16 protein-coding genes are annotated in these 16,258 nt (G+C 57.2%); 12 read left to right on the forward strand and 4 right to left on the reverse strand.

Translation table 11 applies throughout. From position 1 onward, the window contains the following. Nucleotides 1-8: 8 nt before the first annotated feature. Complete coding sequence (locus HLH34_RS01795) at nt 9-2,315, reverse strand: TonB-dependent receptor (RefSeq protein WP_183117861.1); 2,307 nt, start codon at nt 2,313-2,315, stop codon at nt 9-11. A 706-nt stretch (nt 2,316-3,021) separates the two neighbouring features. Here HLH34_RS01795 and HLH34_RS01800 point away from each other — a divergent pair. Further along, on the forward strand, nt 3,022-4,101 hold the full coding sequence (locus HLH34_RS01800; protein WP_183117862.1) for a purine-nucleoside phosphorylase: 1,080 nt from the start codon (nt 3,022-3,024) through the stop codon (nt 4,099-4,101). Between the two features lie 92 nt (nt 4,102-4,193). On the opposite strand, the gene HLH34_RS01805 is transcribed toward HLH34_RS01800, so the two are convergent. Then, nucleotides 4,194-5,450: an ammonium transporter gene (locus HLH34_RS01805; RefSeq protein WP_264784510.1), complete on the reverse strand. Its 1,257-nt coding sequence runs from the start codon at nt 5,448-5,450 to the stop codon at nt 4,194-4,196. 266 nt (nt 5,451-5,716) lie between these two features. Here HLH34_RS01805 and HLH34_RS01810 point away from each other — a divergent pair, with 266 nt between their 5' ends. Beyond that, nucleotides 5,717-6,379, forward strand: a complete 663-nt coding sequence (locus HLH34_RS01810) for a helix-turn-helix domain-containing protein (protein WP_183117864.1) — start codon at nt 5,717-5,719, stop codon at nt 6,377-6,379. A 42-nt stretch (nt 6,380-6,421) separates the two neighbouring features. Here the strand turns inward: HLH34_RS01810 and gloA2 are convergent, their stop codons facing one another. After that, a complete protein-coding gene (gloA2, locus tag HLH34_RS01815) occupies nt 6,422-6,805 on the reverse strand; it encodes an SMU1112c/YaeR family gloxylase I-like metalloprotein (protein ID WP_220791989.1) in 384 nt (127 codons plus the stop codon). A 141-nt stretch (nt 6,806-6,946) separates the two neighbouring features. Between gloA2 and HLH34_RS01820 the strand changes: the two genes are divergently transcribed. Further along, nucleotides 6,947-7,147, forward strand: coding sequence for a hypothetical protein (locus tag HLH34_RS01820; protein ID WP_183117865.1), 201 nt, complete (start codon nt 6,947-6,949; stop codon nt 7,145-7,147). 390 nt (nt 7,148-7,537) lie between these two features. Here the strand turns inward: HLH34_RS01820 and HLH34_RS19280 are convergent, their stop codons facing one another. Beyond that, nucleotides 7,538-7,843 (reverse strand): hypothetical protein, encoded by a 306-nt coding sequence (locus HLH34_RS19280; protein WP_244959544.1) that lies wholly within the window; start codon nt 7,841-7,843, stop codon nt 7,538-7,540. Between HLH34_RS19280 and HLH34_RS19285 the strand changes: the two genes are divergently transcribed. From HLH34_RS19285 to HLH34_RS01860, 9 genes are all read left to right on the forward strand, one after another. After that, nucleotides 7,842-8,120 (forward strand): hypothetical protein, encoded by a 279-nt coding sequence (locus HLH34_RS19285; RefSeq protein WP_244959545.1) that lies wholly within the window; start codon nt 7,842-7,844, stop codon nt 8,118-8,120. The genes HLH34_RS19280 and HLH34_RS19285 overlap by 2 nt on opposite strands. Then, a complete protein-coding gene (locus HLH34_RS19290; RefSeq protein WP_244959546.1) occupies nt 8,120-8,404 on the forward strand; it encodes a hypothetical protein in 285 nt (94 codons plus the stop codon). Before HLH34_RS19285 ends, HLH34_RS19290 begins: the two co-directional genes overlap by 1 nt. Nucleotides 8,405-9,044: 640 nt before the next feature. Then, complete coding sequence (locus tag HLH34_RS01830) at nt 9,045-10,079, forward strand: hypothetical protein (RefSeq protein ID WP_220791990.1); 1,035 nt, start codon at nt 9,045-9,047, stop codon at nt 10,077-10,079. 407 nt (nt 10,080-10,486) lie between these two features. Beyond that, nucleotides 10,487-11,572 (forward strand): hypothetical protein, encoded by a 1,086-nt coding sequence (locus HLH34_RS01835; RefSeq protein ID WP_183117867.1) that lies wholly within the window; start codon nt 10,487-10,489, stop codon nt 11,570-11,572. A gap of 23 nt (nt 11,573-11,595) precedes the next feature. Then, a complete protein-coding gene (rfbF, locus tag HLH34_RS01840; RefSeq protein ID WP_220791991.1) occupies nt 11,596-12,375 on the forward strand; it encodes a glucose-1-phosphate cytidylyltransferase in 780 nt (259 codons plus the stop codon). A 24-nt stretch (nt 12,376-12,399) separates the two neighbouring features. Beyond that, complete coding sequence (gene rfbG, locus HLH34_RS01845; RefSeq protein WP_244959547.1) at nt 12,400-13,560, forward strand: CDP-glucose 4,6-dehydratase; 1,161 nt, start codon at nt 12,400-12,402, stop codon at nt 13,558-13,560. Further along, nucleotides 13,557-13,973, forward strand: a complete 417-nt coding sequence (locus tag HLH34_RS01850; RefSeq protein WP_264784508.1) for a dTDP-4-dehydrorhamnose 3,5-epimerase — start codon at nt 13,557-13,559, stop codon at nt 13,971-13,973. Before rfbG ends, HLH34_RS01850 begins: the two co-directional genes overlap by 4 nt. Continuing rightward, nucleotides 13,970-14,845 (forward strand): SDR family oxidoreductase, encoded by an 876-nt coding sequence (locus HLH34_RS01855; protein ID WP_244959568.1) that lies wholly within the window; start codon nt 13,970-13,972, stop codon nt 14,843-14,845. The genes HLH34_RS01850 and HLH34_RS01855 overlap by 4 nt, the downstream gene beginning before the upstream one ends. Then, entirely contained in the window at nt 14,842-16,167 is a 1,326-nt protein-coding gene (locus tag HLH34_RS01860; protein ID WP_183117870.1) for a protoporphyrinogen/coproporphyrinogen oxidase, read from the forward strand. The genes HLH34_RS01855 and HLH34_RS01860 overlap by 4 nt, the downstream gene beginning before the upstream one ends. The last annotated feature ends 91 nt before the right edge of the window (nt 16,168-16,258 follow it).

Genomic DNA, 16,258 nt, shown 5'->3' on the forward strand with positions numbered 1-16,258 from the left:
GGATTCGATCAGAACGCGGTCGAAATCGTCCCGGTCATGGAGAAGCGCGGCTCTACCATGAAGGAGTTGCCATAGCCGGCATAGGGGGCAAGGTTGCCGCTCCACACGGGGTGGGAGTTGAGGTCCTTGGCGCTGTAGACCACGCCCATCGCGCCGGTGCGGACGATGGACCCGGTCAGGTTCGTGAAGTTCAGGCGGAAGGTCGGCGACTTGGCGAACAGGAAGGGCGAGAAATGATAGCCCAGCGACAGCGTGTCCGTCACGAAGCCCGGCATGCGCTGGTCGCCTGCCACGCTGACCGATTGCGGGCCGGTGTAATGGACGTTCCCGTTCGCGAAGAACCCCTTGTAGGTGTAGGTCAGTCCGAAGTTCGCCATCACACGTGGCGCCATGACCGCCTGCGTGCCCTTCGAATGGATCAGCGTGTTCGAATAGGGATCGAGCACGTCGCTGTCCTGCGTGGCGTGGAGATATTCGACCGACGCATAAGGGCTGAAACCGTGTATGGAGCGGCCCGCCACCATCACGTCGAAGCCGCGCATGGTCTGGTTGCCGATCGAGAACGGCGAGAAGCTGTTCATGCCGACGTATTGGTTCACGATACGGTTCGTGACGTTGTAGTTGAACAGCGCCACGTCGGCGATGATGTATTTGTCGTGATACCGGTATCCCAGTTCTTCCTTGATGGAATACTGGTTTTTCAGGAAATTCGGGCTGGTGGGCAGCCATCCCATGTCAACCGCGCTGGGCTGGCGATAATCGCCTTCCGCGTTGACATAGATCTGGTGATGCTCGTTGAACGTGTAGCCGATAGACAGCTGCGGCAGCGGTTCGGTCGTGTTGGTATTGTAACGGCTGTACGGATCCGCGGTCCAGCTGTTGGCCATCACGAATTTGAAGCCGGCATGGATCACCAGCTTGTCATACAGGTATTTCGCGTTGTCCTGCACGAACAGGGAATGGAGTTCGTAGCCAGCATCCTGTCCATAGGGCGCCGTGGTCTTGTAAAGTTCCCACGGGCTCGGCGGGGTGCCGTCCGGGTTCGTCTGGCCGCTGGGGTAGGACTGGAGCGTGTAGGTATTCTCGTACCAATATCCCGCGGAGACCTCGTTGTGCGAATCGATCCGGTAGCCGAGCTTCGCCACCGCGCCCACCTGGCGCGTCGAATTCTGCAGGAAGAAGTTGGTCAGGTTGGGGCCGGTGTAAGGGCCGCCCGCGCCATTGTCGATCGGATTGCCCGGAGATGCGTCCCAGCCCTGGCCGAAGCTGAAATAGGGCTGCAGGTCGAAGCTGAAGCGCGCCGGCAGCACCAGATGGAGCGGCGCGGTCAGGAAAACCTGGTTCCAGTGATCGTTGTTGTTCTTCCAGTAATTGTCGCTGGTCGGGTCGGCGGTGCGGCCGTATCCCGTTCCGGTATGCTTGTATTTATAGAATTCCTGCGCGGTCGGGTAATTGTCGATGATGAAATCTTCATTGTTCCACGACAGGAAGACCTTGGCGGTCGAACCGTTTTCCCAATCCTTCTGCACACTGAAATCCAGATGCTGGCGATCGTTGGCGCCGGCGCCCATCCAGGGGCGGTTGTGCGTGTGAGAGAACGAGATATAGCTGCGCACGCCGCTGTTGCCGATATCGCCGGATTCCAGGCGAAGGAACTCGCGCGACAGATTGTTCGTCCCGTAGGAGAAATCCATCAGCCCGCCGAATTTATGCGACGCGGTGTGCGAACGCTCGTCCATCACACCGCCGGCCGCCGACATGACCGGCAGATCGGTCGCCGAACTGCCCGGCGTCACGTTGACCTCCTCCAGATTTTCCGAATCGATGTCCTCGGCCATGTATTTCGCCGCCGCGGCCGGTGCGCCGTCGATCATCAGACCCATGTCGAGGTCGGTCAGGCCGCGCACCTGGATCATGCCGCCCTGCATGCCGGCGGTATCGGGGGTCGACACGCTCACGCTCGGCAGGTTCTTGATCAGGTCGAGCGCGGTGCTGGTGGGCGCGCGCATCTCGATATATTCTTTCGCGACGGTCTGCACCGTGTGGGGCGCCGTCTCCAGCCGCATCATGCCGCCGCCGCCATTCAGGGCCTGCCGCGACGAGACGACCGAAATGTCTTCGGCGCTGCGCGGCGTCGTGGTTTGCGGGCGCGCGACGGGCGCCGTGGCGGGCGTGGGATGGTGCGCGGTAGCGGCCGCCTGGGTCGCGGCGGCTGCCGGAAACTCCGGCCATGCCGCAATACAGACCACACCTGCCAGGCAGGACATGGCCTGCAGCCGGTTTCGTAGCCCCGGCGTCCGATGATAGCGCGTCATTCTCTGTTACCCTTCATTCTTTCCACCAGCCGCGGCACGACTCTGTCCTGACTCGCGTTATGTCGTTACTTGGATATGGCCCTGCCTAACAGGAGGGGACCCGTTTGTCGCCATGGATTGATTGCATTCAGAGCCCGTAAACCAAAAATAGCGCCTTCGCAGGCTGGCGCCCGGCCTGGATGCATCGTCCGCGCCGCGCCTTTCAACAGTATGAAACTGATGAGAGTTCAGTAATATTCAACAGAAAAGACATCAATCAACAAGACCTGGTCGGGGTAGTATTTGTTTATATTTTCTAATATTTTAAGATTTCGCGTTGGATGTTGCCCTGTTCGCAAAGATCTTCAGGAACGGTCCGGGATCGTTACATAATGTGCAACGGAACATGTCTCAAGGATAAAAAAAGGAACAGATCGTTGCCGTTTTGCGAGCGGTATGATTTCCCGTCGGAATAGGCTGCGGCCGGCACGCTGTCCCAGGTTGACCTTGCCACGGCGCAATTCCTGCATATCTTCGATCCGGGTATGAATGTTATTAAAAATCCTGCATCACCTGCTGGTCATCCAGGGGAGTGGTGCTTTACTTGCTTTACCGGGCGCTCGGCCCATCCGATCCTGTTTTGCAGACAGTGGCTTGGAGTCGGCTGCATCTATATCGCATTTGAAATGATTTGCCCCGTTGGGAATGGCGGAAAGGAAGAATGGTAATGAACCGGCATTCGGTGTGGGGATATGTGGCGCTGGCGGTCATCGGCCTGTCTGTGCCGGCGCGGGCGGCTGAGGATGTACGGGCGGTCGTGATCGCGAATTGGGAAAACGGCGCCGATCGTGGCGACGCACCCGGTGAGTACCAGGACTGGGTGGAGCGCGAGCATCTGGATACGAAAATCGCGATCCGGGGGGCGCCGGACGTCGTGCGCCGGAACCGTGCCGGTTTGTACGGTGTCGTCCTGCGGCATGGCGTGACCGACCTTGCGGCCTTCGTTCTGGACCCGCGTTTCGATTTTCATCACACCTATTGGCTGTTTACCGGCATTTCCGGCATCGATCCGCACGCGGCATCGGTGGGCAGCGTCGCCTGGGCGCGCTGGGTGGTGGATGGCGATGCGTTACGCGAGATCGACGATCGCGACATTCCAAAGGATTGGCCTTATGGCCTGTATGCCATCGGGGCATCGCGTCCCGACACGTTGCCCGCGAATCCAAATCATTACGGATCAGTGACGGACGTCGCGGAACTGACCAAGGCCTATCCCCTCAACCAGGGGCTGGCACGCTGGGCTTTCGCGATCAGCCGCAAGGCCGTCCTGGCGGACGATCCGGCCGTGGCCGCCCGGCGGCGGGCATGGACAGGTTTTCCCCAGGCACAACGGCCGCCTTTCGTCCTGATGGGCGAGACGCTGGGCGCCGAGCGCTACTGGCACGGCGCGGGGCGGAACCTCTGGGCGGAGAATTGGGTGAAGCTGTGGACCGGCGGCCAGGGCCGGTTCGTGATGACGAACGAGGAAAGCCAGACCTATCAGCGGGAAATGCGGACATTGGCCGCCCTCGGCTTCGTCGATGCCGGTCGCATCATGGTCCTGCGGTCGGGCAGCAACTTCTCCATGCCGCCGCCGGGCGTGCCGGTGACGCAGTCAATGGGGGACGAGGGGCCGGGGCAGGCCGTGGCGTTCGATAACAACGAACGGGCGGGGGCGCCTGTCCTGGCCGAGATCCTGTCTCATTGGGACCGGTATCGCGATCATGTTCCTTCCGCCGGGCCGGACGACCCGGGTGTTTCCCCGTGATCGGGCTCCAAGGCGGCTAGGACCGGTAACTGTTGGTTCAGGTCAAAGCCAGCCTGTCCCGCCAGCGATGTCATTGCGTTCATGGGGCGATATCAGTCGTGCAGCATCTCGCCATGCAGGGCGATATCGAGGCCTTCACGTTCCACATCCGGCGAGACGCGCAGGCCGCATACCCGCTGCACGATGACCAGGATCAGGGCGGTCGCCACGATCGTCCACAGGACGATCACGCCGATGGCTTTCGACTGGACCAGCAACTGGTGCCAGTTGCCGTCCAGCAGCCCCGAATGCTCCGGGCCGCCGACCAGACGGGTGGCGAATATGCCCGTCAGGAACGCGCCCACGATGCCGCCGATGCCATGAATGGCCCAGACGTCCAGCGCATCGTCATATTTGAAGTGATGCTTCGGCCAGTTGACGGCCCATAGGCAGATCACGCCGCCGATCAGCCCCATGACCAGCGCGCCGGATACGGTGACGAAGCCGCAGGCCGGGGTAATGACGACCAGGCCCGCGATCGCCCCGGACAGCGCGCCCAGCAGGCTGGGCTTGCCGTGCAGTTTCCACTCCGCCAGTGTCCACGACACCAGCGCGGCCGAGGCCGCGATCTGGCTGTTCAGGATGGCCAGCGCCGCTGTGGGGCCGGCCGACAGCGCCGATCCGCCATTGAAGCAGAACCAGCCCATCCACAGCAGCGAGCCGCCGATCATCGTCAGCAGGATATTGTGCGGCGCCATGTTCTCCGACCCCAGGCCCATGCGCCTGCCCAGCACGAGGCAGGCCAGCAGCGCGGAGGTGCCGCTGGTGATGTGCACCACTGTTCCGCCGGCGAAATCCAGTTCGCCGCTTTGCCCCAGCAGGCCGCCAGGCCCCCAGACCATGTGGGCGACGGGGCAATAGATCAGCAGCACCCACAGGACCGCGAACAGCATGGCGGCGGTGAATTTCATCCGGTCTGCCGTGGCGCCCAGCACGATCAGCGGTGTGATCGTCGCGAAAGTCAGTTCGAACATCACATAGAGATATTCCGGGATCGTCGGCGCGCCCGGCGACACGGAATTGAGCGAAACCCCGGCCAGAAACGCCCGGCCGAACCCGCCCAGCACCGGCGTGCCGGGCGAGAAGACAAGGCTGTAGCCACAGACGACCCAGATCAGCGACACCAGTGCGCAGCCCGTCGCGCATTGCATCGCGATGGCCAGCACGTTCTTCTTGCGCACCATCCCGCCATAGAACAGGGCAAGGCCCGGCAGCAGCATCAGCGACGTGAAGACGGACGACACCAGGATCCAGGCCGTGTCGCCGCCGGACAGCGACGGGCCCGTATCGGCCGCTGAAGCGGCCGTCACCGGGGCAAGGCAGAGAAAAAGCGCGAAAAGGGAGAGGAGAGGGGGAGGAAGACGGACGATTGTCATGAACCCCAGCCTACCCTTCGGAATAGTCGCCTGCCTGTCCGCGCCGTCGGGACGGGTCACGAATTCGTTGCGCATCATTCATGGTGTGTCGCGCGTTGACAAGGCTGTGCGGGCCAGCCGGGCCCGTGGCGCGTGACGTTTCCCTGCGACGTCGGGTGGGCCTATACTGGATTGCAGCCGGCAAAAGGAACGTCCGCCTTATGTCTTCCTCTCCTCCCGGACCCGCGGCCGCCAACCCATCTGATATCGAGGACCTGACGACCGGATCGTCCGCTCCGCCGGTCAGGGAGATGACGCTGGAGGAATCGCTGGGAAGCCAGCTCCGGCTGCTGCGCCGGCAGGCGGATCTGCGTGGGGGCGATGTGGCGCATACGGCCGGCATTTCGCTCAGCATGCTGTCGAAGATCGAAAACGGCCAGATTTCGCCGTCGCTGTCGACGTTGCAGGCGGTCTGCCGGGCGTTGAATGTGCCGCTCAGCCAGCTTTTCTCGACGTTCGAGGAACAGCGCGACTGTTCCTTTGTCCGCTCGGGCCAGGGCGTGGTGATCGAACGACGTGGCACAAAGGCGGGGCACGAATATCAGCTTCTGGGCCATCTGCTGGGGGGCGCGCTGGTGATGGAGCCCTATCTGATCACCCTGCATGAGGACGCCCAGCCGTATACCAATTTCCGGCATAACGGGGTGGAACTGATCTACATGCTCTCCGGCCGGGTGGTGTACCGGCACGACACCGACACTTACGAGATGGGGCCGGGCGATACGTTGCTGTTCGACAGCGGCTCCCCGCACGGGCCGGAAAAACTGCTGGAAAAGCCCATGACCTATCTTTCGATCATCGCCTATCCCCGATCGGCGGATTAGACGCTGCTACGTGAGTCCGCGGGCGGGGGCAATGCGGAGGGCTTAGCCGACCTGATAGAGTTCCAGCGGCAGGTCGTCGGGATCGGCGAAGAAGGTGAAATCGCGGCCGGTCAGTTCGTCCGTCCGGATGGGCTCGACCTCGATTCCTGCCTGCTGCAGGTGGCGGACCGCCGCCGGCAGGTCGGACACCGCGAAGGCCAGATGCCGCAGGCCGCAGGCTTCCGGGCGAGAAACCCGCGGTGGCGGGGCGGGAAAGGAAAACAGCTCGATCTGGGTGGCGCCGACAGCCAGGTCGCATTTCCAGGACGCGCGTTCGGCGCGATAGGTTTCACGGATGATCGGCAGGCCGAGAATGCGGGAGTAGAAATCCTTCGATCGCGCGTAGTCCGAGCAGATGATGGCGACATGGTGAATGGCGTCGATCATGGGAAATGGGATCCGATGAGGGGAGACGCCCATCCATGCCACGGCTGACGGTCTGGCGACAGGGGGCCTCTTGCGGTGTGGCGGCGGCACCCCAGATTCCACCCATGGGCGTCCTGCCCGTCAGGCCCCGGGAGGGTTCTCATGACCAGTACACCGGAAGCAGTCGCCGCCGATCTTTATAATCGCTACGGGTCCGACGCCCTGGCGATCGCGCAGACCCATCTGGACGAGGCCCGGCAGGCGGGGGACGAACGCATGGCGCGCCACTGGATTGCGGCCTGTGACGAGATACGGCACCTGCACGCGGGTGAAGACGCGGTCGAAATCGACCTTGACCGATAGGCAAAGCCGTCAGAGTTCATACATTCGTGATCCATAGGGGGCGCAAGCCACACTATGACATCACCGGATCGGCATCCCGTCGTGTAGTGTCCCCAAAAAACGGGGAGGCTCATCATGGCGGCATGGGTTCAGTCCGCGATATTGTTTCTTCTGGCTGTGGGATACATCACTCTGGCCGTGACGCATTGACGGTGGGGGGAGCCGGGTGTTTCCAGCGTCGTCGATTTCCTCGCGGTGCATGACCCCGCAGATTTTCCGGATACGCGCCGCGTTCGTTCTGCGCCATCTTGCGCGGAACACGAAGGTGGCGAGGGTGTCCGGCAATGGTTCAGAATACGGTTCCGTCGGAATCCACCGATGTGGACGGACCGAAGGCGGTAGCCAGTTGCTTCACACAGGAAGCGGGTTGTCTCCAGCCTGCTTCATCATCATGCCCTGGAGGACGGAGGGCATGATAATATCGTCCGCGCCGGTCATGCCGACCGGGCCTGGTCCGATCTGTACCACCATGCGCTCACCATTCGCTGGGGCACGTTTTCCTAGGTTTCGCTGGCGCTCTACATTCTGATCAATGTCGGTTTCGCGCTGCTGTACATGGTCGTTCCCGATCAGGTGACGGGGGCGCATCCGCACGCGTTCTGGGATTTCTTTTTCTTCCAGCATCCAGACCCTGTCGACCGTGGGATATGGCGTCATGGCGCCGGTCGGGCCTGTGGCGCATGTCATTGTGTCGCTCGAACTGCTGGGCGGCATGCTTCTGAATGCGGTCGCCACCGGCCTCGTCTTCGCCCGGTTCTCTCGCCCCAAGGCACGGGTGATCGTCAGCGACCGCGCCCTGATCCGCGCCGAAGAAGGGGGCCCGCATCTCAGCATCTGGATCGCGAACCGGCGACTCAGCCCGATCCTATCGGTCAGCCTGGAAATGTCGCTGGCGCGCCTGATCGTGCAGCCGAATGGCCGGCTGGCCCGCTAATGCAGTCTCATGTGCTGGTCCTGCGTTTTGCTTTTCCCCTGCTGCACGTCATCGACGGCAGCAGCCCCCTGAATGGTCTGGAACTGGAACAACTGGAAGCGGAGGAAGCGGAAATCGTGGTGACCATGACCGGGACGGACGAGGTGTCCGGGCAGCGGGTGTTTTCACGTAACGCTATGGGTTCGACCGGGTGGTGTATAATCATCGCTTCGTCGATATCATCGACGCGGCCACAGACGGCCGGATTACCGTCGACTACCCGGTTTCACGAGACAGGGCATTGAGAGCGTGCTGGATATTTGGTCCCTGCACGACGCCGGGCCTCTCGGAAGCCGATTTGATTAAGTCATACCCGCCGCACTTTGCCTAGTAGTGTGGAAATTGGCTTCAGCCGCTGCTGGAATAAGGTAGCCGATGGGGTTAAGAATGCGGCGATTGTTGATGGGTTGGATGCCTTTCCCCGGCAGCATCGAATATAATTTCACTTCAAGTCAGCCTCAGAGCCCTTCGGGAAATTTGGCGCAGTTCAACTCCTTTTCGGTGGAGGCTGATAGTAGGCCTTCCTTGATGCACTATCGCCACTTGACCGTACAGTAGTGGGCACAATCCTTCGCCCACAGGTGCTATTCTGAGTATCTCTCCTCCAACAACAGGACAGAAGGACAGATAATGAATCGCTCGATCCATTTACTATTGGCTGTTTCAGTATGTGCTCCTACCTGCGCGCTCGCGTTCCCTACGAATACGACGCCCGCATGGGAGGCCCCTCAGGAGAGGGGTAATCCGTCTAACATTGTTCCCCCCCCTGCGCTGACAGCCGCCATAGGCGCCAAAATGGATGCCAGCAACGGGCAAGCGCTTGATCCTATAATCCACGGAGGCACCCTTGACGGCGCGCAGGCGGTTGGGGGGGTAGGAAACGGCGTGGTTCTGCGCACGTTGGCTAAGCATTTCAACGATCTGTCAAACGTGCTGGATTTCGGTGCCGGACCAGGGGCAGTGGACAGTAGTTCCAGCTTTCTTGGAGCCTATACGTCGTCCGGTTTTCCGATCGTCTACATTCCCTATTTTTCCGGCGGGTACAGAATCGACAACATCATAGGGTCGTCAAGTCGCTTGCTGTATACCGGCGTCGGCAGCCTAAGGAATGATAATGTCGGGATAAGCTTTCTGAATGGCAACGTGATCTCAGGTGCTGGTGTCGGCACGCCTAGCACGGGCCATGGCACGTTCAACGCCACGTACACGAACCCATGGAACGTGACGACGAACCTCAAGATGGAGTTTGACCCCGCTGCGATTCCGTCCGCCGGCCAATATGTCACCTATCAGGGCCTGTCCGTTGAATGCCTCCCCGAGCGCCCAAACAACGGGGACGCTGTTGCGAATCACCGGGGGATCGCTTGCGTCTATCGTGGCGCGGATACCGGAACCGGTGGTGGAACGGGTACTGCTATCGGCACCGAGGTCGATAATGACGTGCTGAACCTCAATACCAACTCCGGAAACGTCGACGAAATCGACCTTAATGTTAATGGGAGGGTGGCGGACGGCGGCATATCGCGCGGGCTATTCATTACGGGTGGAGGCGTCGATGGATTAACATGTAATTGCGTCGCGCTTGATATTCAACATGGCTCGTATGGCGGAATAAAGCCGATCCTGTGGGGCACCGGAATTTCTATTCGCTCCTCGGTACAGTCGCTGCAGATGTATAAAACAACGGCGTCCGAAGGGGGGAGCTTTGTGCAGGCATATGATGAAAATGGCAATACATCGTTCATTGTTGATAAAAATGGTTATGTTGGGGCTTCTGGTCTAACTTTGACAAAAAATTATACACCTAATTCGACTAGTTCTTGCAAAAAGGGTCGTATAATGGCGGACGATAACTATATATATGTTTGTACTAGCTCGGGCACTTACAAACGTGTCGCACTGAGTGCCATTTCCGATTAATCGGCACGGAGTGGCGGGCGCAGCGTCATCTGGGAGCATGCATCTGATCCTAGTCTAGCGGCCTGATGGGAGGATACATACATCAGGGTCAGGGACTCGGATCTCTTGCATCGCTCGGTCGACAGTCGCAGTCAGACGATCGCCCTTCTACTGTCGGTCCCCGAGGTCGCGGATCGGCGACGCGCGGCTTCTGAAAAGCACCGGCGCAGTCGTGTAATGTGATTTCGCGGATCATCATGGCTGACGTTCGGGGCAAGACAGAGGCGTCCTGTTTATAGTCGCGGCATACCAGCGCAGACTGCTTTTGTTGCCCTATTTCGGTAAATAGCAGCCTACCCGAGTTGACGAAGGTTGCAACATCGGGTTAAAATTAAAACAGCTTTCTATTAATTTGAGAGATGAGTTATATGGCCCTGCTAACCGAAAAGTATTTCAAAGATCATGCTTGGAGGTTTTTGAGATCTGACGGAATCATTATTGCGCCGGTTTTGCGTTTTTGCAACGACGGTGTAATTGGAGGGTACATTAACCTTCTGGAACGCTGCTGGCGCCTCACGGGTGAAAAGTTGGCGCTTCAGGACATTTCCGGAGTAACGACTACGCGTTTCGAGGTGGTCGGGGAAGATGATCTCGGCGTAACCGAAATGCGCGGAAAATCATTGGTTGATTCGCGTGTTGAGCATGTAATTCAGCGTATTCAAATGCCCTCTCTAGCTGACTTTGAAGAGAATAATGAAGCAGATACAATAGAGTTCGTTCGAGAAATAAACAAATTTGAAAAAAAAACGAGAAAAAATCTTGTTGTTTTGCGAGCGAATTCGAAATCTCTACATTATTTCTGGCCGAAGTATATCAGTGAAGAGGATAGGAATTGGGACTTATGTATAAGCTGGTATGGTTCCGAGGTTCCTGAGGAAATAGAGGGTTGTGAATATTTTGTTCACCAGAAAAAAGAGCGAAAATTCGGAGCAATTTTTAATCTTTTTTCTCAAAAATATTCTCTTCTGGATTATGAAAATTTCTGGTTTCCGGACGATGACCTTGAAACCTCGTGGCGGGATATAAACAGGCTATTTAATATTTTTACGCGATCAAGATTGGATCTTGCGCAGCCTTCCTTGGCGGTAAATTCTTCTTCATTTATAAATCATCAGGTAACGGCTCAAAATAAAGAGTATCTCTTGAGATATAGTAATTTTGTAGAGTTGATGTGTCCTATCTTTACTCGGGAGACACTGAAACTATGCCTTCCGGCTTTTAATGGGACAAAGAGTGCCTTTTGTCTCGATCATATTTGGGGAGGACTGGGAGGTAGGGTTCCGGGACGAATGGCAATCATAGATGACGTTGCTGTGTCGCATACGCGGCCGATGGCCGTCAACTACGATGGTGAAGAGGCTATGAATGAAGCAAATCGTCTAGCCGCACTTTATCATATTGAAGGCAGTTACGCCATAACTGGCGGAATTGATCGCGACAAAATATTTCTGTAATGCGATATAGTAAGAGGTGTGTAATGGGAAATATTAAGGCCGTTATTCTGGCTGGTGGTTTGGGTACGCGTTTGGCCGAGGAGACAGCGACAAAACCGAAGCCAATGGTGGAGATTGGTGGAAAGCCCATTCTTTGGCATATTATGAAGATCTATAGCGCGCACGGGATAAACGATTTTGTCGTATGTCTCGGCTACAAAGGTCATGTCATTAAGGAATATTTCTTGAAATATTTCCAATACATGTCGGATGTAACCGTTGATCTCAAAAACAACACGATTGAAACGCATTTTGCTAAAGCTGAGCCGTGGCGAATTACCCTTGTGGACACGGGAGAGTTGACTATGACGGGTGGGCGCCTCAAGCGCGTTCTACCTTACGTTGAAAACGATCCGTACTTCTGTATGACCTATGGTGACGGGGTCGGAAATGTCGATATCACCCGGTTGATCGATTTTCATAAGTCGCATGGTCTTGCTGCCACCGTTACCGGTACACAGCCGCCTGGACGGTTCGGAGCGTTGAAGCTGGACAATGAGCGGGTGGTCTCTTTCCTGGAGAAGCCCGTTGGAGATGGTAATTGGATCAACGGGGGGTTCTTCGTGCTGTCGCCGAAAGTAGGCGAGAGAATCGCCGGTGATGACACGACGTGGGAACAGGAACCACTGGAGACGTTGGCGCGAGATGGGCAACTCGGCCTGTTCCGCCATTCGGGGTTCTGGCAACCCATGGACAGTCTCAGGGATAAGGTTCATCTGGAGAAATTGTGGGATTCTGGCGAGGCTCCCTGGAAAATTTGGTAATCCGGGGTTGAGATAATTCAGCGGATGCTAAATTCTGTTTTTTTTGGCAAGATTGAAGCGATGGCAATATCCAGTTTCGACAACGTTTATAACGGCGCGCGCGTTCTTATTACCGGTCATACTGGTTTTAAGGGGGCGTGGCTATCTGCCTGGCTGCTCGGATGCGGGGCAGAGGTCTGTGGATATTCAAAAGATATTCCGACCACGCCTTCTCTTTTTGAATTGGCAGATCTTTCCAGCAAGATGCAGCATCGAATCGGAGATATTCGGGATCTCTCTTCGTTGCGCGATACCATTCTGACTTTTCGTCCCGATTTTGTGTTTCATCTGGCAGCGCAGCCTATCGTATCGACATCCTACAAGGATCCGCTGGAAACCATCACCTCCAATGTGACGGGAACGGCGAATGTCCTGGAGGTTCTCCGGCATGTTGATTGGTCATGCACTGCCATTATCATCACGTCGGACAAGTGTTATGACAATGTCGAGTGGGTCTGGGGTTATCGCGAAACCGACGCCATGGGCGGAAAGGATATCTATTCCGGCTCAAAGGGGGCTGCCGAATTAATTTTCCGATCTTATTACCATTCGTTCTTTGCAGGGAAGAACCATCCAGTACGTCTTGCATCCGCGCGCGCGGGGAATGTCATTGGCGGTGGGGACTGGGCCGAGGATCGGATCGTTGCGGACTGCATCCGTGCCTGGGGCGAGGGGCGCAAGGTGGAAATCCGCTCTCCGTCCGCGACGCGTCCCTGGCAGCATGTCCTTGAGCCTTTAAGTGGCTATCTCACGCTTGGCGAGCGACTGGCCACGTCGAAAAAATTTGACGGTGAGTCCTACAACTTTGGCCCGCGCGCAGAGCAAAACCGCACGGTTGTCGAGCTTCTTGGCGATCTCGGAGTGATATGGGGACTTCGCTCCGAAGCGGATGCTTACGAGATTACCGGCAGCATTCCCTTCCACGAGGCTGGCCTGCTCAAGCTGAACTGCGATAAGGCGCTGCTGCATATGAACTGGGAAGCCAATCTTTCCTATCATGAATGCATGAGCATGACCGGATCCTGGTATCGCCGTGTCCTGAAAGACAAGGAGAGCGCGCTGGACGTCACGTTGGAACAGATCACGCAATATGAACAATTCGCGAAAGAGCGGCATAGGGTATGGAGCAAGGGGCGGGCGTCGTGACGGCACCCTTCCTGACTCCATTGCGACGCATTTCTACGCCAAAGGGGGACGTGCTGCACGGCCTGAAGGCAAGCGATCCAGGTTTCGCGGGCTTTGGTGAGGTATATTTTTCTCAGATCCTGCAGGGTGAAACCAAAGGTTGGAAGCGCCATTTCAAGATGGTGCTCAATTTGGTGTGCCTGACAGGTCGTATCCATATCGTCGTTCGGGACATGGACCAGGTCCTCTGCGATGTGCAACTTGCGCCTGAGCCTGCGGATGACTACCAGCGTCTGACGGTTCCTCCAGGGTATTTCGTGGCTTTTCGAGGCGTAGCGCAGGGGCCTTCCATGCTCCTCAACGTTGCTTCAATTCCGCATGACCCTGCTGAGGCCGAGACCGTACCACTTGAACATTTCCTGTGGACAAGATGATTCGCGGGACGGTTTTGCTCCTTGGCGCCGGGGGGATGCTCGGGAGCACATTTCGGGCCCTGTGCCCGGATGTCGCGTTTCAGACGCTTTCTCGTGGCGAACTCGACGTATCGTCACCTCGCGTTCTGCTCGATAGGATCGTTGGGCTGGCGCCCACGGTCATCATCAATTGTGCCGCCGACACGAATGTCGATCGGGCGGAAGCGGATCCGGCTGACGCCTTCGCGGTCAATGCTGTGTTGCCCGGGCTGGTGGCGCAGGCTGCCCGGCAGGTTAACGCACTTCTAGTGCATTTTTCGTCGACAGGTTGTTATGGCCGGCATCAGGATGGTGATCTGCTCCCGCATTCTGATTTCGAGGCCGTTTTTCCTACTACTGCGCACCATCGTAGTAAAGTTGCAGGCGAGCTTGCGGTTCGTGAGGCCGGGTGCCGGCATCTCATCCTGCGTTTGGGCTGGCTGTATGGCGGCAGCATCACCCACAAGAAGAATTTCGTTTGGGCCCGCATAAGGGACGCGCGTAGCAAACCTGAACTGGCTTCGGACCCCTTTCAGACCGGTTCGCCCACGCTGGTTGATGATGTGGTGCGCCAGACACTGGTATTGCTGGAGGTTGGCGTTGTAGGAACGTTTAACTGCGTTGCCACCGGAGCAGTGTCACGCTTCGACTACGTGGCTCGGATCATGGAACTGGCAGGCCTTTCGTCTCACTTGCGTCCGGCACGCTTCAAGCGCGCTGCTTCGGTTGCGGAAAACGAGGCAGCGGTGAACGATAAGCTTGCTCTCATGGGACTGAACATCATGCCGCTTTGGGATGAGGCTCTTGCGGGCTATGTAATGCGCCTGCTTGCGGAAGAGGCTGAATCGATATGACGCATGATGATGCTGTGATTGTCCTTGGTGGCGGCATCGCGGGCCTCGCGGCTGCCTATCGTGCCCGCGACTTTGGCCATAGGGTGCCGATATTCGAAGCGGCGGAGCGTGCGGGGGGACTCCTCGACAGTTTTGCCCTGACGACGCCAGAGGGTGAATGGATATTCGATAATGCCGTTCATCTTTCCTTCGCCACCGAACCAGAGGTACGGAATGTGTTTGATCGCACGCCGTATCTCAACCATGAAGCCCGATCCTTGAATTGGGATGACGGCTACTGGCTACCGCACCCCGTCCAGAACAATATGTTTGTGCTCCCGGCGGAACAAAAAACCGATCTCATTGCGAATTTTGCCGAGCATGTGGCTAATACCCCGATGGAGGTCGAAATCGACACCTATCGTGACTGGCTCATGCATCAGTATGGAGAAAAAATCGCTGAACGCTGGCCACTGCGCTACACGCGCAAGTATTGGACGCTGGATGCCGAAAAATTAGGAACGAAATGGATCGGTAGCCGGATGCGTCGCGCGGATCTGCGTGAATTACTGATGGGTGCAATGAGTCCACGCGCGCCGAATACATATTATATATCGACAATGCGTTATCCTGAGCAGGGTGGATATCGTGCATTTTTGAAGCCTCTTCTGGATGGCGCCGAGCTTCATTGCGGGCATCAGGCGGTTGAAATTGACAATTGTCGAAAGACGGTGCATTTCGGCAATGGAAAATCTTGCAGCTATAGTCGTTTGATTGCGACCATTCCTTTGCCGCGCTTAATAGAGCTCATGATTGATGTGCCGGAAAAGGTCCGCGAGGCGGCGTCAGGACTTTTCGCGACGGCAGTTGATATCGTGTCAATCGGTATCAGAAAGCCGGATGTCTCGCCGAGCTTGTGGTTTTATATTTACGATGAAGACACTCTAGCCGCGCGTGTCTATTCGCCGAGCTGGAAATCGCCCAACAATGCACCCGCTGGCCATTCTTCGCTTCAGTTCGAAATCTACTCTTCACCAGTTGTTCCCCAAACGCGGGAGGCTTCCGAACTTATTGAAAATTGCCTCGTAGCTCTTGAAAAAATGAAACTTGTCACTCGAGAGGATATCATTTTCACGCATCATAAACGTCTTCCATATGGCAATGTCGTATTCGACCGCCATATGGAAGAACGGCGTGATCTTGTCCGGGATTGGGTGCGTAGCCAAGATGTCTATTTGGCAGGTCGTTTTGGTGAATGGGACTATCTCTGGTCGAATCAGGCATTCATGTCCGGCATACGTGCAACTGAGGATGTTTTTCGATCAGCAGAGACGACTATCTAACTGTCAGGTTGTGATACGTCATTGGGGTAGTGTAGACCGAGTAATCTCCTGTTACAGGCTATGGTTTGCTTCCTTCCGCAGGGAGACTGAA

Origin of the sequence: Gluconacetobacter azotocaptans, from assembly GCF_014174355.1 — a bacterium.
GTDB lineage: Bacteria > Pseudomonadota > Alphaproteobacteria > Acetobacterales > Acetobacteraceae > Gluconacetobacter > Gluconacetobacter azotocaptans.

Bases quoted from the DNA above. Each gene is read 5' to 3' on its own strand.
- HLH34_RS01795 (WP_183117861.1), bottom strand. From the start codon at position 2,315: ATGACGCGCTATCATCGGACGCCGGGGCTACGAAACCGGCTGCAGGCC.
- HLH34_RS01800 (WP_183117862.1), top strand. From the start codon at position 3,022: ATGAACCGGCATTCGGTGTGGGGATATGTGGCGCTGGCGGTCATCGGC.
- HLH34_RS01810 (WP_183117864.1), top strand. From the start codon at position 5,717: ATGTCTTCCTCTCCTCCCGGACCCGCGGCCGCCAACCCATCTGATATC.
- gloA2 (WP_220791989.1), bottom strand. From the start codon at position 6,805: ATGATCGACGCCATTCACCATGTCGCCATCATCTGCTCGGACTACGCG.
- HLH34_RS01820 (WP_183117865.1), top strand. From the start codon at position 6,947: ATGACCAGTACACCGGAAGCAGTCGCCGCCGATCTTTATAATCGCTAC.
- HLH34_RS19285 (WP_244959545.1), top strand. From the start codon at position 7,842: ATGGCGCCGGTCGGGCCTGTGGCGCATGTCATTGTGTCGCTCGAACTG.
- HLH34_RS19280 (WP_244959544.1), bottom strand. From the start codon at position 7,843: ATGACGCCATATCCCACGGTCGACAGGGTCTGGATGCTGGAAGAAAAA.
- HLH34_RS19290 (WP_244959546.1), top strand. From the start codon at position 8,120: ATGCAGTCTCATGTGCTGGTCCTGCGTTTTGCTTTTCCCCTGCTGCAC.
- HLH34_RS01835 (WP_183117867.1), top strand. From the start codon at position 10,487: ATGGCCCTGCTAACCGAAAAGTATTTCAAAGATCATGCTTGGAGGTTT.
- rfbF (WP_220791991.1), top strand. From the start codon at position 11,596: ATGGGAAATATTAAGGCCGTTATTCTGGCTGGTGGTTTGGGTACGCGT.
- rfbG (WP_244959547.1), top strand. From the start codon at position 12,400: ATGCTAAATTCTGTTTTTTTTGGCAAGATTGAAGCGATGGCAATATCC.
- HLH34_RS01855 (WP_244959568.1), top strand. From the start codon at position 13,970: ATGATTCGCGGGACGGTTTTGCTCCTTGGCGCCGGGGGGATGCTCGGG.
- HLH34_RS01860 (WP_183117870.1), top strand. From the start codon at position 14,842: ATGACGCATGATGATGCTGTGATTGTCCTTGGTGGCGGCATCGCGGGC.